At 63.2% G+C, this 18330-nt stretch carries 18 protein-coding genes and 1 other RNA gene; 10 read left to right on the top strand and 9 right to left on the bottom strand.

Translation table 11 applies throughout. From position 1 onward, the window contains the following. Window position 1 precedes the first annotated feature (1 nt). The 7 genes from KOL99_RS05435 to serA all read left to right on the top strand — a co-directional run bounded on the left by KOL99_RS05435 (window position 2) and on the right by serA (window position 7150). Window positions 2-457, top strand: a complete 456-nt coding sequence (locus KOL99_RS05435; RefSeq protein WP_216509471.1) for a response regulator — start codon at window positions 2-4, stop codon at window positions 455-457. Between the two features lie 224 nt (window positions 458-681). Further along, window positions 682-1254 carry an anthranilate synthase component II gene (locus KOL99_RS05430; RefSeq protein WP_216509470.1) on the top strand — a complete coding sequence of 191 codons (573 nt, stop codon included), beginning with the start codon at window positions 682-684 and terminating at the stop codon, window positions 1252-1254. 134 nt (window positions 1255-1388) lie between these two features. Continuing rightward, a complete protein-coding gene (trpD, locus tag KOL99_RS05425; RefSeq protein WP_216509469.1) occupies window positions 1389-2447 on the top strand; it encodes an anthranilate phosphoribosyltransferase in 1059 nt (352 codons plus the stop codon). Window positions 2448-2450: 3 nt separating this feature from the next. Next, complete coding sequence (gene trpC / locus KOL99_RS05420; RefSeq protein ID WP_216509468.1) at window positions 2451-3251, top strand: indole-3-glycerol phosphate synthase TrpC; 801 nt, start codon at window positions 2451-2453, stop codon at window positions 3249-3251. A 178-nt stretch (window positions 3252-3429) separates the two neighbouring features. Continuing rightward, entirely contained in the window at window positions 3430-4785 is a 1356-nt protein-coding gene (locus tag KOL99_RS05415; RefSeq protein WP_216509467.1) for a TrpB-like pyridoxal phosphate-dependent enzyme, read from the top strand. A 37-nt stretch (window positions 4786-4822) separates the two neighbouring features. Then, complete coding sequence (locus tag KOL99_RS05410) at window positions 4823-5443, top strand: phosphoribosylanthranilate isomerase (RefSeq protein WP_216509466.1); 621 nt, start codon at window positions 4823-4825, stop codon at window positions 5441-5443. Between the two features lie 108 nt (window positions 5444-5551). Further along, window positions 5552-7150, top strand: coding sequence for a phosphoglycerate dehydrogenase (serA, locus tag KOL99_RS05405; RefSeq protein WP_216509465.1), 1599 nt, complete (start codon window positions 5552-5554; stop codon window positions 7148-7150). A 218-nt stretch (window positions 7151-7368) separates the two neighbouring features. Here the strand turns inward: serA and KOL99_RS05400 are convergent, their stop codons facing one another. From KOL99_RS05400 to KOL99_RS05385, 4 genes are all read right to left on the bottom strand, one after another. After that, window positions 7369-8436 carry a 3-deoxy-7-phosphoheptulonate synthase gene (locus tag KOL99_RS05400; protein WP_216509464.1) on the bottom strand — a complete coding sequence of 356 codons (1068 nt, stop codon included), beginning with the start codon at window positions 8434-8436 and terminating at the stop codon, window positions 7369-7371. Window positions 8437-8587: 151 nt separating this feature from the next. Then, window positions 8588-9220 (bottom strand): nicotinamidase, encoded by a 633-nt coding sequence (locus KOL99_RS05395; protein ID WP_216509463.1) that lies wholly within the window; start codon window positions 9218-9220, stop codon window positions 8588-8590. Window positions 9221-9265: 45 nt separating this feature from the next. Continuing rightward, window positions 9266-10696 (bottom strand): nicotinate phosphoribosyltransferase, encoded by a 1431-nt coding sequence (locus KOL99_RS05390; protein ID WP_216509462.1) that lies wholly within the window; start codon window positions 10694-10696, stop codon window positions 9266-9268. A gap of 12 nt (window positions 10697-10708) precedes the next feature. After that, window positions 10709-11275, bottom strand: coding sequence for a tetratricopeptide repeat protein (locus KOL99_RS05385; protein WP_216509461.1), 567 nt, complete (start codon window positions 11273-11275; stop codon window positions 10709-10711). A gap of 175 nt (window positions 11276-11450) precedes the next feature. Between KOL99_RS05385 and KOL99_RS05380 the strand changes: the two genes are divergently transcribed. Both KOL99_RS05380 and KOL99_RS05375 read left to right on the top strand, forming a co-directional pair. Next, complete coding sequence (locus tag KOL99_RS05380; RefSeq protein ID WP_216509460.1) at window positions 11451-12293, top strand: NAD-dependent epimerase/dehydratase family protein; 843 nt, start codon at window positions 11451-11453, stop codon at window positions 12291-12293. 2 nt (window positions 12294-12295) lie between these two features. Then, the gene (locus KOL99_RS05375) at window positions 12296-12466 is read left to right on the top strand and encodes an Hsp20/alpha crystallin family protein (RefSeq protein ID WP_216510268.1); all 171 of its coding nucleotides are present in this window, start codon (window positions 12296-12298) and stop codon (window positions 12464-12466) included. Between the two features lie 489 nt (window positions 12467-12955). On the opposite strand, the gene ssrS is transcribed toward KOL99_RS05375, so the two are convergent. The 5 genes from ssrS to KOL99_RS05350 form a co-directional block, all read right to left on the bottom strand. After that, a non-coding RNA gene (ssrS, locus tag KOL99_RS05370) (6S RNA) lies at window positions 12956-13144 on the bottom strand. A gap of 331 nt (window positions 13145-13475) precedes the next feature. Next, complete coding sequence (locus KOL99_RS05365; RefSeq protein ID WP_216509459.1) at window positions 13476-14750, bottom strand: Ni/Fe hydrogenase subunit alpha; 1275 nt, start codon at window positions 14748-14750, stop codon at window positions 13476-13478. Then, the gene (locus KOL99_RS05360) at window positions 14734-15492 is read right to left on the bottom strand and encodes an NADH-quinone oxidoreductase subunit B family protein (protein ID WP_216509458.1); all 759 of its coding nucleotides are present in this window, start codon (window positions 15490-15492) and stop codon (window positions 14734-14736) included. The genes KOL99_RS05365 and KOL99_RS05360 overlap by 17 nt, the downstream gene beginning before the upstream one ends. Then, complete coding sequence (locus KOL99_RS05355; protein ID WP_216509457.1) at window positions 15489-16340, bottom strand: FAD/NAD(P)-binding protein; 852 nt, start codon at window positions 16338-16340, stop codon at window positions 15489-15491. The genes KOL99_RS05360 and KOL99_RS05355 overlap by 4 nt, the downstream gene beginning before the upstream one ends. After that, window positions 16337-17302 (bottom strand): 4Fe-4S dicluster domain-containing protein, encoded by a 966-nt coding sequence (locus KOL99_RS05350; protein ID WP_216509456.1) that lies wholly within the window; start codon window positions 17300-17302, stop codon window positions 16337-16339. Before KOL99_RS05350 ends, KOL99_RS05355 begins: the two co-directional genes overlap by 4 nt. Window positions 17303-17454: 152 nt before the next feature. Between KOL99_RS05350 and KOL99_RS05345 the strand changes: the two genes are divergently transcribed. Further along, complete coding sequence (locus tag KOL99_RS05345) at window positions 17455-18234, top strand: tyrosine-protein phosphatase (protein ID WP_216509455.1); 780 nt, start codon at window positions 17455-17457, stop codon at window positions 18232-18234. The last annotated feature ends 96 nt before the right edge of the window (window positions 18235-18330 follow it).

Genomic DNA, 18330 nt, shown 5'->3' with positions numbered 1-18330 from the left:
TATGATAGAAGGCGAACCGTTGTGCATCCTGCTGGTTGAGGACAACCCGGACCACGCCGAGCTGGCCATCCGCAACCTGAGCGATGCCGGGCTGGTCAACCGCCTGTTCCACGTCGAGGACGGCGAGGCTGCCCTCGACTACCTCAACAACCGCGGCAGGTACGCCGATCAGGACGCCTACCCGCGCCCGCACCTGGTGCTCCTGGACCTGCGGCTTCCCAAGGTGGACGGTATCGAGGTGCTGAAGCAGGTGAAGGCGTCGGAGCAGCTGAAATCGATCCCGGTGGTGATACTGACCACCTCCGCCGCGGAGCGCGACCTTGCCCAGGCCTATAACCACTACGCCAACAGCTACCTCACCAAGCCCGTCGACTTCGACTCCTTCAGCAGCCTGCTGCGCGATCTCGGCTTCTACTGGCTGGCCTGGAACAGGCGTCCGTCGAGCCAGCCTCGGTAAATATTCTTTTGGGGAGGGTAAATATTTCCTCCCCTGCAGCTGGGGTAATGCCGTTTTTGCCCACCGTGGCCTCCGCATCTCCTCCCTTTTTGTGCTTTTCCTGTCGGATTTTCTTGAGTTTTTGCCGCAAAACCTATATATTTCCAGCTTTCCAATTAACAGCAAAAGGGTGGGGTTCCGGTCGCTTTTTCGACCTGTTTCCCGATGCCAGCGGGTTCCCAGCTATGCTCCTGATGATCGACAATTACGACTCCTTCACCTACAACATCGTCCAGTACCTGGGTGAGCTGGGTGAGGTGGTCAAGGTTTTCCGCAACGACAAGATCACCATCGCCGAGATCGAGGCGCTCGCACCCGACCGCATCGTGATCTCCCCCGGCCCCTGTTCCCCGGAGGAGGCCGGCATCTCGGTCGAGGTGGTGCGTCACTTCGCCGGCAAGATCCCCATCCTCGGGGTCTGCCTGGGGCACCAGTCCATCGGCTATGCCTTTGGCGGCAACATCGTCAAGAGCGCCACGCTGATGCACGGCAAGACCTCGCCGATCCTGCACGACGGCAAGGGGCTCTTCGAGGGGCTCCCCAACCCGTTCGCCGCGACCCGTTACCACTCCCTGATCGTGGAGCGCGACACGCTGCCGGCCGAGCTGGAGGTCACCGCCTGGGTCGCCGAGGGTGAGATCATGGGGATGCGCCATCGCTCGCTTCCCATCTGGGGGGTGCAGTTCCACCCGGAGTCGATCCTCACCGAGGGGGGGATGGATCTTTTGCGCAACTTCCTGAAGATGTCCCGGCAGTAAAACCCGAAGCCTGAACACAGAGGTCACCGAGAAGAAGGACTGACAATTTACTCTGTGCCCTCTGAGCTCCTCTGAGTCCTCTGTGGTTGGCTTTGCCTTTTTGTCTCTTTGAATTCCGTTTGGAAGGAGCTGCTATGATTCGTAGGGCCATTGCACGTGTTGTGGAGCGGGAGAACCTGAGCGAGGCGGATATGATCGAGGTGATGGACCAGATCATGTCCGGCGGGGCCACACCGGCCCAGATCGCGTCCTTCATCACCGCACTCAGGATGAAAGGCGAGACGGTTGACGAGATCACCGGCGCCGCGCGTGTCATGCGCGACCGGGCCCTGCCCATCCGGGTCGGCAGGAGCGTCCTCGGCATCGACCGCGACGACATCAACCTCGACCGGGAGACCATCCTCGACACCTGCGGTACCGGTGGCTCCGGTACCAACTCCTTCAACATCTCCACCACCGTCGCCTTCATCGTTTCCGCCTGCGGCGTCAAGGTCGCCAAGCACGGCAACCGCGCCGTCTCCTCCTCCTGCGGCTCCGCCGACGTGCTGGAGGCGCTGGGGGTCAACCTCGACGTTACCCCCGAAACCGTCGAGAGGTGCATCTCCGAGATCGGCATCGGCTTTCTCTTCGCCCCCGCGCTGCACGGCGCCATGAAGCACGCCATCGGTCCCCGCCGCGAGATCGGCGTCCGCACCATCTTCAACATCCTGGGCCCGCTCACCAATCCCGCTAGCGCCGACTGCCAGGTGCTCGGCGTCTACCGCGAAGAACTGGTCGAGAAGCTGGCGCTGGTCCTCAAAAAGCTCGGCTGCCGCCGCGGCTACGTGGTGCACGGCTGTGACGGCATGGACGAGGTGACGCTGACCGGCGAGAGCACCATCGGCGAGGTCAGTGCCGACGGCGTCAAGGTCTACAAGGTCACCCCGGAACAGTTCGGCCTGGAGCGCGCACCGCTTAGCGAGCTGCACGGCGGCGACGCCCAGGGTAACGCCGTCATCGTGCGTGACATCCTGGCCGGCAAGGACGGCGCCAAGCGCCGCATCGTCCTTTTGAACGCCGCCTTCGCCCTCCTTGCTACCGGCAAGGTGGCCGACGTCCAGGAAGGGATCAGGCTCGCCGCCGAGACCATCGACTCGGGACGCGGGCTGCAGCAACTGGAGCGGCTGGTCGCGCTTACCAACGAGGTGCAATAGCAGATGACCCAGGTACCCGACGTACTCCGGAAGATTGTCGACTACAAGCAGGGCGAGCTCGAAGAGGCCATGCGGGCGGTTCCGCTCAACGAGATCATGGACCGCCTGGCCGACCTCGAAGACACCCCCCGCGGCTTCCAGAATGCCATCCTCAACTCCCTTGGCTCCGGCTGGACCCCCATCATCGCGGAAGTCAAAAAGGGCTCGCCCTCCAAGGGGCTGATCCGCGCCGACTTCGATCCGCTGCAGATCGCCGTCACCTACCAGGACAACGGCGCCACCTGTCTCTCGGTGCTCACCGACGAGCACTTCTTCCTGGGGCACCTGAGCTACCTGGCGCTGATCCGCGAGCAGGTCTCGCTGCCGCTTTTGCGCAAGGATTTCATCTTCGATCCTTACCAGATCTACCAGGCCCGCGCCGCCGGCGCCGACGCCATCCTCCTCATCGCCGCCATGCTCGACGTGCCGCAGCTGCGCGACTTCCACTGTCTCGCCAAGGAGCTCTCCATGGACGTGCTCCTCGAGGTGCACGACGAGAAGGAACTGGAGATGGCGCTGCAGACCGACTGCAGCATGATCGGCATCAACAACCGCGACCTGCGCACCTTCAAGGTCGACATCGCGACCTCGGAACGCCTGGCGGCCCAGATCCCCGCCGGCAGGATCATCGTCGCCGAGAGCGGCATCAACACCCGGGACGAGATCGTGCGCCTCACCGGGAAGGGGCTGCACGCCTTCCTGATCGGCGAGTCCATGATGCGCGAGCCCGACGTAGGCGCGAAGCTGTCCGAACTGCTGGGGTAGAGGCGCCGCGCCCTCCGCAAACGTTCTTTGGCTGAATGCGGGCACCATAGACAATGTTGCTGCCAAACGCCGCACTAGAACTGGCGTCCCCCCCTTTGCGAAGGGTGGACAGGGGATTTGCTTCTCTGCCCGAAAGATTCCACTAAAATGCAATGTTCCAACTGACAAAGGAGTGGCTATGAATACCAAGTTCTTGCTTGACGAATCCCGCATCCCGAAACAGTGGTACAACATTATCCCCGACATGCCGGGACCGCTGGAGCCGGTCATCAACCCGATGACGCTGAAGCCGGTCACCCCGGAGGACATGACCCCGATCTTCCCGATGTCGCTCATCGAGCAGGAGATGTCGAACCAGCGCTGGATCGACATTCCCGACGAGGTACGCGAGAAGTACCGGATCTGGCGTCCGTCGCCGCTGTTCAGGGCGCACAGGCTGGAGCAGGCGCTGCAGACCCCGGCGAAGATCTACTACAAGTACGAGGGCGTTTCGCCGGCGGGCTCGCACAAGCCCAACAGCGCCATCCCGCAGGCCTGGTACAACAAGCAGGCCGGCATCCGCAGGCTCGCCACCGAGACCGGCGCCGGGCAGTGGGGGAGCTCCCTGGCCCTGGCCTGCTCCATGTTCGGCCTGGAGTGCACCATCTACATGGTGAAGGTCTCCTGCACGCAGAAGCCGTACCGCAAGAGCATGATGCAGCTTTGGGGCGCGACCGTGATCCCGTCGCCGTCCGAGTTCACCAACGCCGGGCGCGGCATCCTGGCCCACGACCCGGACAACCTGGGGAGCCTCGGCATCGCCATCTCCGAGGCCGTCGAGGACGCCGCCACCCATGACGACACCAACTACGCGCTCGGGAGCGTCCTGAACCACGTCTGCCTGCACCAGACCGTGATCGGCCTGGAGGCGAAGGAGCAGATGGCGCTGGCCCAGGATTACCCGGACGTGGTCATCGCCTGCTGCGGCGGCGGTTCCAATTTCGCGGGCCTTGCTTTCCCGTTCCTGATGGACCGCGCCAACGGCAAGAAGGTGCGCTGCCTGGCCGTCGAGCCCGCCTCCTGTCCGACCCTCACCAAGGGTGTGTACGCCTTCGATTACGGCGACACCGCGAAACTCGCGCCCATCACCAAGATGTACACCCTGGGGCACGACTTCATGCCGCCGGGGATTCACGCGGGTGGCCTTCGTTACCACGGCGAGTCCGCGCTCATCTCGCAGCTCTACCACGCCGGCGAGATCGAGGCGAAGTCGTACAAGCAAAACGCCTGCTTCGAGGGGGCGCTCCTCTTCGCCAGGACCGAGGGGATCGTCCCGGCGCCGGAGTCTTCCCACGCCTTGCGCGCCGCCATCGACGAGGCGGTGTTCGCCAAGGAAGAGGGGAGGGAGAAGACCATTCTCTTCGGTCTCTCCGGTCACGGCCAACTCGATATGGGCGCCTACGACGCCTACCTCTCCGGCCGGCTCGAGGACTTCGAGTACCCCGAGGAGTTGATCCGCCAATCCCTGGAGCGGCTTCCCAAGGTGAGCCTGTAAGGGAAGGCAAGTTGAGTAATTCTAAGGGTATACGCGCATGACAAAGGTGAAGATTTGTGGCATAACATCCGTGGACGATGCTCTCATGGCCGTCGATGCCGGTGCCGACGCGCTGGGTTTCGTGTTCTTCGACAAGTCCCCCCGCTTCATCGGTGAGGAGGCCGCGCAGAAGATCATCGCGAAGCTCCCCCCCTTCGTCCAGGTGGTAGGCCTTTTTGTCAACGCAGATATCAACGTGGTCAACAGCACTGCGGACTGCTGTGGCCTCGACATCGTGCAACTGCACGGTGAGGAAAGCCCCGAGTACTGCCGTCTGGTCAACCGCAGGGTGATGAAGGCCTTCCGCGTACGCGGGCCGGAGAGCCTGACCCCGTTATCCGAGTACCACGTTTCCGCCTACCTGCTCGACGCCTATTCGCCCCACGCCTACGGGGGGACCGGCGAGGTGTTCGACTGGGACTGCGCCGTCGCCGCCAAGGAACAGGGCCGCATCGTACTGGCCGGCGGGCTCACCCCCGACAACATAGCGGAAGCGGTGCTGCGGGTGGGACCCTACGGGGTGGACGTCTCCAGCGGCGTCGAGGCGTCCCCCGGCAAGAAGGATCCCGACAAGGTGCGCCGCTTCATCCAGTTGGCCAAGCACCCGCACCCGGTCTGATGCCGGAAAAGAACGAGGAACGACAGACTTAGAAGCGAATGTAATAAATACGTACAACGGTGAACGTTGAACGCAGAACCGGTTTCCAACCCAAACAAAGGAGTGGCAATGAAGATTATCGTAACCGATGAGGTGGCTCAGGAAGGACTGGCGATTTTGCAGCGCGACCCGCGCGTGCAGATGGACATCAAGCTGGGACTCAAGAAGGAGGAGCTTTACTCGATCATTGGTGATTACGACGTTATCATCACCAGAAGCGGTACCACCGTGGACAAGCCCCTGCTCGACGCGGCGACCAACCTGAAGCTCGTCGCCCGTGCCGGCGTCGGCGTCGACAACGTCGACGTGGACTACGCCTCCGCCAAGGGCGTCATCGTGGTCAACGCACCCTTCGGCAACACCAACAGCGCGGCCGAGCACGCCATGGCGCTTTTGCTTTCTTTCTGCCGTAATGTAACCAAGGCCAACGGCTCCCTCAAGGGGGGCGCCTGGAAACGCGCTCCGTTCACCGGCTTCGAGCTGAAGGGGAGGACCGCCGGCGTCATCGGTCTGGGCAAGGTCGGCGGCCGCGTCGCCACCCGCCTCAAGGCCTTCGAATGCGAAGTCCTCGCCTGCGACCCGTACATCGCCGAGAAGCGCGCCCATGACCTGGGCGTGAAGCTGGTCACCCTCGACGAGATCATCAAGAACTGCGACATCATCACCGTCCACACCCCGCTCACCAGCGAGACCCAGAACATGATCGGCAAGAAGGAACTGGCCGCCATGAAGGACGGCGTCATCATCATCAACGCGGCACGCGGCGGCATCATCAACGAGGAGGCGATGCTGGAAGCTCTCGACTCCGGTCGCGTCGCCGGCGCCGCCTTCGACGTCTGGAGCCAGGAACCGCCCGACTCCGAGATCCTCAAGAAGCTGATCGGCCATGAGAAGATGGTCGTCACCCCGCACCTGGGCGCCAACACCTTCGAGGCGCAGGTGAACGTCGCCGTCGACGTGGCCAAGGAAATCCTGCGCTACATGGACGAGCAGCCGATCGAGAACGCCATCAACATCCCCAAGTTCGACGCTTCCCTCATGGGGCAGATGCGTCCGTACCTAAACCTGGTGAACGTGCTGGCGGACTTCATCATCCAGCTGGCCGACACCAACCTGAACAAGATCACCTTCACCTACACCGGCGGCCTGGCGCAGTACGACTGCACCCCGATCACCGTGTGCGGCCTGGCGTCCCTCTTGAACCGCAGGGTCGAGCAGGAAGTGAACATGGTCAACGCGCAGCTCGTGGCCGACAACATGGGCATCGTGATCGAAGAGGTGAAGTCCACCCAGTCCGAGGACTTCTCCAACCTGATCACGGTCACCATCGAGGGCCCCGGCGAGAAGCGTCTCATCTCCGGCACCGTCTTCGAGGGCGTTCCGCGCATCGTCAAGCTGCGTGACTACCAGATGGATTTCCGTCCGGAAGAGCACATGCTGCTTCTGGCCTACGGCGACCGTCCGGGCATCATCGGCAAGATCGGCACCATCCTCGGCAAGCACGAGATCAACATCGCCGCCATGAACCTCGGCCGTCGCGAGAAGAAGGGCGAGGCGATGGTCATCCTCTCCCTCGACTCCGCCGTTCCCGCGGGCGTGGTGGAAGAGGTGAGGGAAGCCACCGAGGCGACCTTCGTGAAGCCGCTCTACCTGGTCACCGCGAAGTAAGGCAGGACAGAAAAGCAGGAAAAGAAAAGGCCCCCGGCGCAAGCTCGGGGGCCTTTTTCATTGTTCGACAACCACTGTAGGGGCGAATAATCATTCGCCCCCGTTAAACGCGCCACCATGGCGGTTGATCCCCGGGAGGACATCCTCGGGGCACCGGTGCCGGGCGAATGGTTATTCGCCCCTACAGCGTCGTTTCCTCGGTGTCCTCTGCTACGGGGTTACGCGATCTTCCTCCCGCCGCACGCCTTCAGCCTCTGGTGCGCTTCGCGCAGCGCCTTCTCGGTGGTTTCCCAGCTGATGCAGCTGTCGGTGATGGAGACGCCGTAGGTCAGCTCGGCGAGGTTCTTCGGCAGCGGCTGGTTTCCTTCCTTCAGGTAGCTTTCGATCATCACCCCGGAGATGGAACGGTTGCCGGCCACGATCTGGTCGACCACGCTTTTCAGCACCTCGGGCTGGCGCTCGTACTTCTTCTCGGAGTTGCCGTGGCTGCAGTCCACCATCAGGGTCGGATTGAGCCCCGCCTTGGAGAGCATCTCCTCGGATTTGGCGATATCCTCGGGCGAGTAGTTCGGCTTCTTGTTGCCGCCACGCAGCACCATGTGCACGTCGGGGTTGCCGGTAGTCTGCAGAATGGAGGTGAGGCCGTCGCGGTTGATGCCCAAAAAGCTGTGCGGGTGCAGCGCGGCCTTCATGGCGTCGATGGCGATCTGCAGGTTGCCGTCGGTGCCGTTTTTGAAGCCGATGGGGAAGGAGAGGCCGCTGGCCATCTCGCGGTGGGTCTGGGACTCGGTGGTTCTCGCGCCGATGGCGCCCCAGGAAAGGAGATCCGCCAGGTACTCCGGCGTGATGGGATCGAGCATCTCGGTCGCCACGGGGAGCCCCATCTCGGTCACCTTGCACAGGAGGTCGCGGGCGATGCCCAGTCCCTTGGAGATGAGGTGGGTGCCGTCCATGCCCGGATCGTTGATGAGCCCTTTCCACCCGACGGTGGTGCGCGGCTTCTCGAAGTAGACGCGCATGATCAGGAGGAGCTCCTCGGAAACCTCCTTGGCGAGGGCGGCGAGCTTCTCGGCGTACTCCAGGGCGCCCTTCGGGTCATGGATGGAGCAGGGGCCGACCACGACCATGAGCCGCTTGTCCTCGCCCCTCAATATCTTGGAGATGGCCGCGCGGCTTTCGCTCACGCAGGCGCTGGACTGCAACGAGATCGGAAAGACCTGTCTCAGATCGCTCGGTGCAATGATCGGGGTGATGCTTTTTACCTTGAGATTGTTCGTCTTAATCATCGTAGGCTCCCGCGCTAGCAGTTTTTAATGTGGCGTAATCTAGCGCGTTTCCAATACGGTGTCAAAAAAAAATGCCCCGTCGGCACTGAATTTTGCCGGGAGCATATTTTTGTATGGCGGAGGTATAAAAATCGCCGCGAAAACTCGGTGATTATCCGGTTCTGGCGGGGGGGCGCGCTTCACCTTCGGCCTGCAAGGCGCTGCGCACCGATGGGAAGGTCGCCTGGCCGGCGCCGGCGGCCAGCATCTCTGTCAGCGCGCGTTCCGAGTCGCCCGGCTGTACCTCCACGCCGCGTATCGCATCGGTCAGCACCGTCACCGCGAACCCCTCTTTGAGCGCGTCCAGCACCGACTCCTTCACGCAGTAATCGGTGGCCAGCCCCCCGACGCAGAGGCGGTCCAGTTCCATGCGCCGCAGCAGCATGCCGAACGGCGTCCCGTTTTCGGTGACTCCCTGCAGGGCTGAGTAACCGTTGTCCCAGTTGGACATCCCCTTGGAGATGACGATGGTCCCTTCCGGGAATTTGAGCCCGGGGTGGAAATCCGCCCCGGGAGTTCCCTGCACGCAGTGGGTCGGCCAGATCCCTCCTTGCTCCCTGAAGTGCTTGCTCCGCTCAGGGTGCCAGTCCCGCGACGCGAAGATGGGTGCGCTTCTCTGGTTGAAGAGCTCCACGTAACGGTTCAGCGGTTGCACCACCAGGTCGCCGTCAGGGACCGGCAGGGCGCCTCCGGGGCAGAAGTCGAGCTGGACGTCGACGATGAGAAGGGCGGCTCTGCGTTGCATCGCGTGCCTCCTTTGCCGGTATCAGCCGCTGCGCGGCCTCCGGCGCTAGCTACGGTATTTACCCTGGATCTGATTCATCAGCTTCAGGCGCAGCGTGTTGACGCCGGAGCTTATGGAAACCTTGTAGATGTGCGGGTTCACCAGGCGCAAGCATCCTTCCGGCAGGAGCTTCAACTGCTCGCAGGCGAGGTCAGCGCTGCTATCCAGGTCGGGCGCCGGGGCGCACCTGGCGCCGCTTTTCATCACCGGACGCCGCATGTCCACCAGCCGCGCCTGGGCCGGAATCCGGACGTGCTGCAACGGGTTGGCCGGGTCGAAGACCAGCGCTCCCGGCAGGATCTCCTCGTCCTGCAACGCGATCAGGTCCTGGATGAAGGATCCGTCGGGGGCGAGGGCGCGCAGCACCTTCTTGCGATCGGGGAGCGTCGCCTTGGCTACGTCGCTGGTGAGCTTGAGTTTCGGTTCGCCGTCCAGGTACACCAGCTTGTACACCCCCCCCAGGGCGCCGCCACCTTCGCCGGCGCAGGTGGCCAGTCGCGTGCCGACACCGTAGATGTCGATCCTGCTCCCCTCCCGGCGCATCGACTCGATCACGTTTTCGTCGAGCTCGTTGGAGGCGACGATCTTGACGTCCGGGAAGCCGGCCTCGTCGAACGCGGCGCGGACCTGGCGGGAGAGGTAGGCGAGGTCCCCTGAGTCGATGCGGACGCCGACCAGGTCGTGGCCGCGCTCCCTGAGTTCACCTGCCACGGTGAGCGCGTTGGGAAGACCGGATTTCAAGGTGTCGTAGGTGTCGATCAGGAGGACGCAACTGTCCGGGAACTCGTTGGCGTAGGTGCGGAAGGCGGTGAGCTCGTCGGGGAAGGCCATGATCCAGCTGTGGGCGTGGGTGCCGCGCACGGGGATGCCGTAGCGCATCCCTGCCAGCACGTTGCTGGTGGAGCGCACCCCGCCGATGAAGGCGCCCCGCGCCCCTGAGAGCCCGCCGTCAGGCCCCTGTGCGCGGCGCAGCCCGAACTCGAGCACGGTGGCGTCGCCGGCCGCGAGCTTGATGCGGGCGGCCTTGGTGGCGGCCAGGGTCTGGAAGTTGATGATGTTCAAGAGAGCCGTCTCGACGAACTGCGCCTCGGCGAGCCCCCCCTCGACAGTGAGCAGCGGTTCTCCCCCGAAGACCACGGTTCCCTCGGGGGGCGCGGTGATGTCGCCACTGAAACGGAAGTCCGAGAGGTAGGAGAGAAAGGCCGGCTTGAAGATCTTCAGGTTCTCCAGGTAGGCGAGTTCCTCCCCGCTGAAGGAGAGCTCTTCGAGGTAGGAGAGGGCGGTGTCGAGCCCGGCGAAGACGGCGTAACCGCCGCGAAAGGGGTTGTGCCTGAAGAAGAGGTCGAAGGCGGCGGGTCGTTCGTGCATCCCCTGGTCATGGTATCCCGCCAGCATGGTGAGTTCGTACAAGTCGGTAAGTAACGGCGAATAACGCATGGCGCCCTCCCTTCATTTTCCGGCACCCTGAATTATCGCATGTCGTAGTTTTTCCGCCAGTTCCGGATCCACGATTTTCAGTGACAGGTACTCACCCTGTGCCTTTTCCGCTTCATTGAGCAGCAGGTGTGTCAGTCCCAGCTTGTACAGCGCATTGGCATTGCCGGGCCACAGCTTCAGCAAAGAGGCGTAAGCTTCCGCCGCGTCCTCGTAACGATCGGCTCTGAAACAGACCTCGCCAAGGTTTGAATAGGCAAGTGCCAGGGAATTATCCAGCAGTACCGACTTTTTGAGCGAGACGATGGCGCGGTCGTAGTCGCCGCTCAGCGCCTGGGTCGTTCCCAGGTTGAGCCAGGCCAGCGCGTTGCTGGGGGCCAGTGCCACGCTCCTGCTGAACGCCTCGGTGGCCTCGCGGTAGTTCCCCTCGCTGTTCAGCTCGACCCCCGCCTGGAACCAGTCGTCGGCCTCCAGGTATTCCTCCTGTTCGATGTGGACCGGCTGGGGCATGGGCATCAGCGCCCCCGAGGCAAGTCCTGTGAACAGCAGCAGCGCAACGCAGGTACCGGTGCGGTGTCTCATGGGTTCCTCCGCCAAAAGCAAAACCATAGCATATTAAAATTTATTTACAAAATAGTGGCGGAGGCGGAGGCGGGCCAGCCGGGCTTTTTTGCTGACATCGCGGCGGGCTTTCTGGTAGAAAGGGAAGGCTGCGGCTGCTGTCGCGGCGCAACTCCATGTCGAGAAGGGACCACATATGCAACCATTATTGATCGTCGGATGCGGTGCTGTCGGCCGACGGGTAGCCGCACTCGCGCTGGCGCGGGGGATTGATGTCCACACCTTCAACAGGGGTGAGGCGCCGCTGGCAGGGGTGCGCCACCACAGCGGGAATCTCGATGAGCCTGATACGCTGGCGGGGCTCCCCACCCGCGGCGCCGGGGTCATCTACCTCGCGCCGCCGCCGGGTGGCGGCCACGAAGATACCAGGATGCGCAACTTCCTCGCCAGCATCGCCCCTGGCGACGAGCCCGTCAAGGTAGTCTATATCAGCACCAGCGGCGTCTACGGCGGGGGAAGCGAGGTGGTGACCGAGGAGACGGTGCCCGATCCGCAGACCGCGCGCGGCAAGAGGCGCCTGCACGCCGAACGCCTGCTGCAGGCCTGGGGGCGCGAGCGCGGGGTTCCCGTGGTCGTACTGAGGGTCACCGCCATTTACGCGGCCGACCGCCTGCCGGTCACCCAGCTCACCACCGGGCAGCCGGTTCTCCTGGAAGAGGAATGCCTCCCCAGCAACAGGATCCACGCCGACGACCTTTCCCGCATCTGCCTCGCGGCCCTGGAGCGCGGCAAGGACGGCGCCGTCTTCAACGTGAGCGACGGCCACCCCAGCACCATGACCGCCTACTTCAACGCCGCGGCCGACAAGCTCGGGCTCCCGAGGCCCCGGCAGGTGACCATGGCCGAGGCGCGCCAGCTCATGACCCCGCTCATGATCTCGTATTTTTCCGAGGGGCGTATCGTCGATAGCGGCAAGATGCTGAAGGAACTGGGGATCACCCTCCTTTACCCCAACCTGGAGGCCGGCCTAAAAGGGTAAGTATCCGCCGGCTGGAGCGCTCCTACGGCTCGTTCATCAGGACCTGTCGCCTGCCGGTCGCTACCATCACCGATACCGCCAAGGCGAGCTTCAAGGACGGCATCCTCGAGGGACGGGTGCTGAAAAAGACTGAGGCGATCTCGGACCGGGTTAAGAAGCTCAATGTCGAATGATCCGGAAAGGCTGTTGAGGCATGGGGAAGGGCGTGGCGTCAGTCACGCCCATTTTTTATCGCGATAAATGCAGCTGCTCAAAAAGTAGGCAAAACGCTATCATTAGTGATCGGCACGTCGGTCTTTTTGATGACGGGGGTGGTTACCCACAGAGTTATCCACAGAAGTTGTGGAAGATGTGTGACATTTTTTATCGCAAGAATATAACTACTTAGATAATAACCTGATCCGCCCGGTCCGCCTTTATCGTCCCGGTGCTAGAGCGGGGGCGCGGACACTAAAAAAGGCCCATGGGGTCCATGGGCCTTTTCCCTGCATTGGCGTTAGATCGGGGCACTTTCTACCAATCCGTCGGTTAAGCTTCGCGTCCGTGCTGCGTGGTCGGTGCCTCCCCGCAGTACGTACCGGTCTGCTTTCCTTTTTCAAGCGTAGCCGCCTGGCGGATGAGATAAGTCGCTTTCAGCGTTGTCCCGACTAACGCCAATTTTAATTTGCTCCGGAATACCGCCACGAGGAAGATTGGATTACTGACCTGTGCCGCAACATACCCCGGTAAGACGCTTCAGGCTTCCCTCTGCCTTGTTGAGGGCTTGCTCACCACGACTGAAACCAGGGACATCTTGAAAAAAAAGGTAGTCAGGGACCCAAGCGGATGCGCAACGAGTATTCCAGAGCCGCTCGCATTCACATGCGTAAGCATGACCCAAGTCTAGCAACCCGTTTATGACTGTCAAGGCGGACATGAGATTAATTTCATCTGATCTAACATGTTGATAAATAGTAACTTTGTTTCGTTTGTCAGCGGGGTAAAGCGGCTGTCATTTCGCCCGTTTCGCGGGGTTCAGTGACCTATGCCGCAAGCCTGTCTGACCACTTTTCCTGATTGTTGGTATGACAGTTGCCCTTCCTTTTTCTGATAACTGAAGGGTGGCGGGTGCAACGAAAGTTGCCACAAAGAGGCGCGCGAGGCTTGCGAGGTAGTGTGGTCGTGGTATAGCCTGTCGCGCTGCTAGAGTGACAGGACATGGACGGAGCAGGAGATGCAGGGGTCGTAACAGCGGATCAGCCGCTCCAGCGCTGTGGTCATGCGGCTGGTCTCTTCCCCCTCCATGCCGCGTGCCAGCGCCTCCAGGTCCCGGGCTAGGGCGCCCTGGTTCAAGGCGGTGGGAGTGATCACGTCGGCGCCGGTGCAGATGCCTCTCCCGTCGAACGAGTAGCTATGGATGAGGACGCCCCGGGGAGCCTCGCCGGCCGCGCACCCCGTCCCCGCGCGGGGGGATGGTTCCGCAGCAGCCTCGCTCCTTGCGCCGAGCTCGATCAGGCGGTCGAGCAGACGCAACGCCCGCTCGGTCGCGTGGCACATCTCGATGGCCTGGGCCAGGTTGTTGCCGCGCATGTCCTTGCCCGCCAGTTCGTGCTTATGGCCGGCGAACAGGGCCGCGGCGCCCGCCTCAAGCCCGGTGGCATCCAGGTTCAACCGTGCCAGGGAGCCGACCGTGGCGTGCTTGCCGAAGACTCTGGAGAGCTTCGCGTTGGAATGGCCGACGACCGTCTCCTCGATGTGGCGCCGGTAGTCCCGCACCGGAAAGGAGCTGCCGTCGCTCATGCGGAGGAGTTGGGCGCCCAGCGGGTTGTCTGCCGGTTGGAGGGCGATGTATTCCGGCTCGGGGAGGTCGGGGAAGGGAAAGGGGGTGCTGAAGAGGCGATGAGCCTCCTGCGCCGCCGGCAGCACCTTGGCAAGCTCGTCCCTCAGCCGCACCAACTCCTTTTTGCCCAGGGCGCGCCCCAGGCCGCCCAACCGGATGTTGACGGGGTGGATCAGCCGGCCTCCCACCGTTTCAAGAATCTGGTTTCCCGCCTTCTTGACCGCCAGCCCCGTTTTCAGCAGGTCCGGCGCCACCTGGGCCAGTTCTGCCACCCCTCTCACCCCGAGCAGGTCTGGTAGCACCAGGCAGTACAGGTGCAGCGCGTGATCCTGGATCATGCCTGCCTGCAGCATGAGATCCCGGGTCAGGGTGGTCACCTCGGAGACCTCGACCCCCAAGGCGTCCTCAACCGCGAGGAGCGCGGTCACCTTGTGCACCGTTGAGCAAAGCGAGCAGATGCGGCAGACGATATCCGGCACCTCGGCGTAGCTTTTGCCCAGTAGCAGCGCCTCGAAGAGCCGGGGCGAATCGTCGAAGTGCAGCTCGACCCGCTCCACCCGGCAACCCTCCCGGAACACCCGGACGCTGCCGTGACCTTCCAGCCTGGTCAGAGGCGCTATCTCAACTACGCTGCCCATAATTCCACTCCGGTTTGAAACGGCTCATTCTACGTTCGATCTCATCCCGCCCGAAGCCCCGCTCCAGGAGCAGTTCCAGCTCCTGGGCCACGTTCGCCTCGCGCACCGGTCCCCGGCACCCCTCGCAGACGATCCCGGTGGCGGGGCAGCGCGCGTTGCATCCCCCCTGCACCACGGGTCCCAGGCAGAGCTGCCCCTTTTCCAGTAACAGGCAGAGATTCTCCCGGCTGCGGCACTCGGTGCAGACCGGGTAGGAAGGTGCAGGAGGCAGAGTCCCGGCAGCAAGGGCGGCCACCATCGCCACGATGTCGCACGTTTCCGGGGGGCAGCCGGTGATGGTCGCGTCCACGCTGACGAAGTTGCCCAAGGGCACCGGCGGGAAGCTGTCCGGCAGCTTGTTGCCGGTGCCGAACACGCTTTGCAGCAGATCGACCCTGGCGCTGACCCTGTTGTTCATGGCGGCGACGCCGCCGAACAGGGCGCAGGTGCCGTAGGCGACCAAGAGCCTGCTGGCGTTTCTCAGCTTGAACAGGAGCTCAAGGTCCTTCGGGGTGGAGACTGCCCCCTCCACGATGGCGGCGTCGAAGCTCGCCTCGTCGAGGTCCCCGCTTTCAGCCAGCGGAAAGTAGATGAGCTCGCAGCGCTCCAGCAGTTCGGGAAGCTCGTCCTCGCAGTTCAACAGGGTGAGCTGACATCCGGAACAGGCGGTTAGCCCGGTTATGGCGAGTTTCAAACGTTTCACAGCGCCTCCGGTATCCCTTTGAGGTCACTGGCCCGGAATACGGGGCCGTCCAGGCAGCAAAGTTTCTGTCCCAGGGCGCAGTGGCAGCAGCGACCGATCCCGCAACGCATCCGGCGCTCCAGGCTGAGCAGGATCCGTTCCGCGTGGACGCCGGCCCGCTCCAGGTCGGCAACCAGGCAGCGGTACAGGGGAGGGGGGCCGCAGACCGCTGCATAGGTAGTGGCGGCGTCGAACCGGAACCCCTTGAGCAGGTCGGGCAAGAGCCCGACGGCGCAGGAGTAGCCGCCGTCCAGCGTCTCCGGCGCGAAATCCACGGTCAGGTAGAGGCGCAACCCGCCTGCGGCGGCCAGCGCCGCGAGCTCCTCCCGGAACAGCATGAGTCTTGGCTGCTTCGCCCCGTACATGAGGGTAATGTCTCCGTAGCTGTCCCTTTGCCGCAGAAGGTGCATGAGCAGCGAGCGCAACGGCGCGATCCCGAGCCCGCCGGCCAGGAGCAGGACCGGGCGGCCCGCCATCTCCTTAAGCGGGAAGCCGCTGCCGAACGGGCCGCGAAGCCCAAGCGTGGCGCCAGGCTGGAGCTCGTGCAGCAGTTCGGTCACGTGCCCCACGCGGCGCACGCACAATTCCAGCGTTCCTTCCGGGGTGGGAAGATCCGCCGGTGAAATGGGGATTTCTCCGGCGCCGGGAACGGAGAGCTGCACGAATTGCCCGGGAACGAACGAGAAGAGTTGCGCGAGCGCACCCTCATCGGGGGCGATCCGGAACAGCGCGGTGTCCTCGGAAAGGTCACGGCGCTCGATCAGGTGTGCCGCGAAGGGGACGTGTTGCGAGTGTGGCTGCTGGTTCATGGCTGCACCCGTTTCGGCGTTACGGTGAGTTCACGCAGGTCGATGTCTACCGGGCAGACCTCCTTGCACCGGCCGCAACCGACGCAGGAGCTGATTCCCTGCAGCGGCGTGAAGCCGCAGTACTTGTGCAGGAAGCGAAAGCGCAGCCGGTCCAGACGGTCCGGCCGGAAGTTGGCGCCGGCGACCTCGCCGTGGGTGACGAACAGGCAGTTGTCCCACTCCCTGATGCGCGCGGCGCCCCCGGAAAGGGTGGGGTACTCGCGCACGTCGAAACAGTAGCAGGTGGGACAGCAGACCGAACAGGCCCCGCAAGAGACGCAGGTGGAGGCGAACTTTTGCCAAAGCGGATGGTCGGAGAAGCGCAGCTCCGGGTCCTGCGGCGGGAAACAGGGGCCGGAGAAGCGCGGCGGCGGCAGGGGCGGCCCTTGCTCCAGCAGGTGATCCGCCGCCGACACCACCGCCCGTCCCCTGGCGCTGTGACAGGCGAGATGGAAACCTTCCCCGGAGGCGCCCAGGAAGAGATCGCAGGCGGTGGACTCCCTTTCTTCCGGGCAAAAGCAGAAATCGTCGGGCTCACAGGAGACGCCGACCAGCGTGAGGCGGGACCGGCGTGCCGAGTAACCGGGGTCGGCCGCGTCGGCCAGGAAAACGCGATCGAGGTAGGCGATTCCTTCTAGGTCGCAACTGTGAACGCCGAACAGGACGAGGTCTTTCGCGCCGGAGTGTCCCTCGCGGTAGCTGCCAGTCGCGTTGTGGAGGATCTCCTCCCTGAAGGGGAGCAGGTATTTCTTGGGGGGGATCTGGGTGCGGTGGTAGTCGAGGCGCAGCTCGGCAGGGTCGTCCAGGGGGGAGAACCGGTATACCCCGCTCTCGGAGATGGTGGGGGCGTGCAGTTCGCCGAAGAGGCGCAGCGTCTCCAGGAACTGGACCAGTCGTGTCATTTTCAGGAAGTTCTTTTCCACAGCCCCTCCTCGCACAAAGGATAATTCTACCGGGGGCGCAGCTGATGGCAAGGTGCGACGAGGGATTCACTTTCTTGAAAAGAGTTACGGTAAGAGTATTGTAATGTTTCCGTTCTTTGACTTCGCTCCTCACAGGTGTTACAGAATGTTTCATGGGTTCCGACTACACCGATTATCATTGTCATTTGCTGCCGGCGCTTGATGATGGCGCTGTCGACTTGAGAGAGTCGCTGGACATGGCGCGCACACTCTCAAGCTTTGGCTTCGCCACGGTACACTGTACCCCGCACCTGATCCGAGGCGGTTATGAGAACGAGCCGGCACGCGTCGTCCGCGCCGTTGATCTCATGCAGAGGCGGCTCGATGATGAGGGTATACCGCTGCGCCTGGTGCCGGGCAACGAGCACTACCTGGACCAGCACCTTCCCGGTATGCTTCCGGGCGCGCTGAGGGCGGGGAACTCGCGCTACCTGCTGGTTGAAGTACCCTTCCATGCCGGTCCCGAACTGCTGCGTCCCATGGTGCAGACCTTCTCCACCTACGGCCTCGCCCCGCTCATCGCCCATCCCGAGCGCTGCCACGCCTTCGATCCTTCCCGAAAGGGAGGCGGCTTGCGGGGCGCGCTATCCCTGGTGCTTGGCATCGAGCCCGAGCAGCACCTGGGGGACTCGGAAGTCGTCGAGCTGAAGCGGCTCGGCTGCAGGTTCCAAGGCAACCTGGGGAGCTTCGCCGGGTACTACGGCTATGAGGTCCGCGAACGCGCCCTGCTGTTTCTCAGGCACGGCCTGTACTCCTGTCTTGGCACCGACGCCCACAGCGGCGACAAGCTGTGGGAGATGCTGGTCGCAGGGTACGCCGTGGTTGAAGCGGTGCTTGGCGAAGCGGACACCCGGGAGCTGCTGCGTGGCACCCATCTTGCCAACGGCGCCTGATTTTATCCAACTCCCGCCTTCAATTCGACCCGCTGCGGTCAAATCCCTTTGAACCCTCAAGCTGCACGCGGACCTGCCGATATTGATAGGGTTGCA

The sequence above is a fragment of the Geomonas azotofigens genome (assembly GCF_018919395.1).
In the GTDB taxonomy this organism is placed as follows: domain Bacteria; phylum Desulfobacterota; class Desulfuromonadia; order Geobacterales; family Geobacteraceae; genus Geomonas; species Geomonas azotofigens.
Note: the sequence above shows the minus strand (reverse complement) of the source record. Positions and strands in the feature narration are given on the sequence as shown.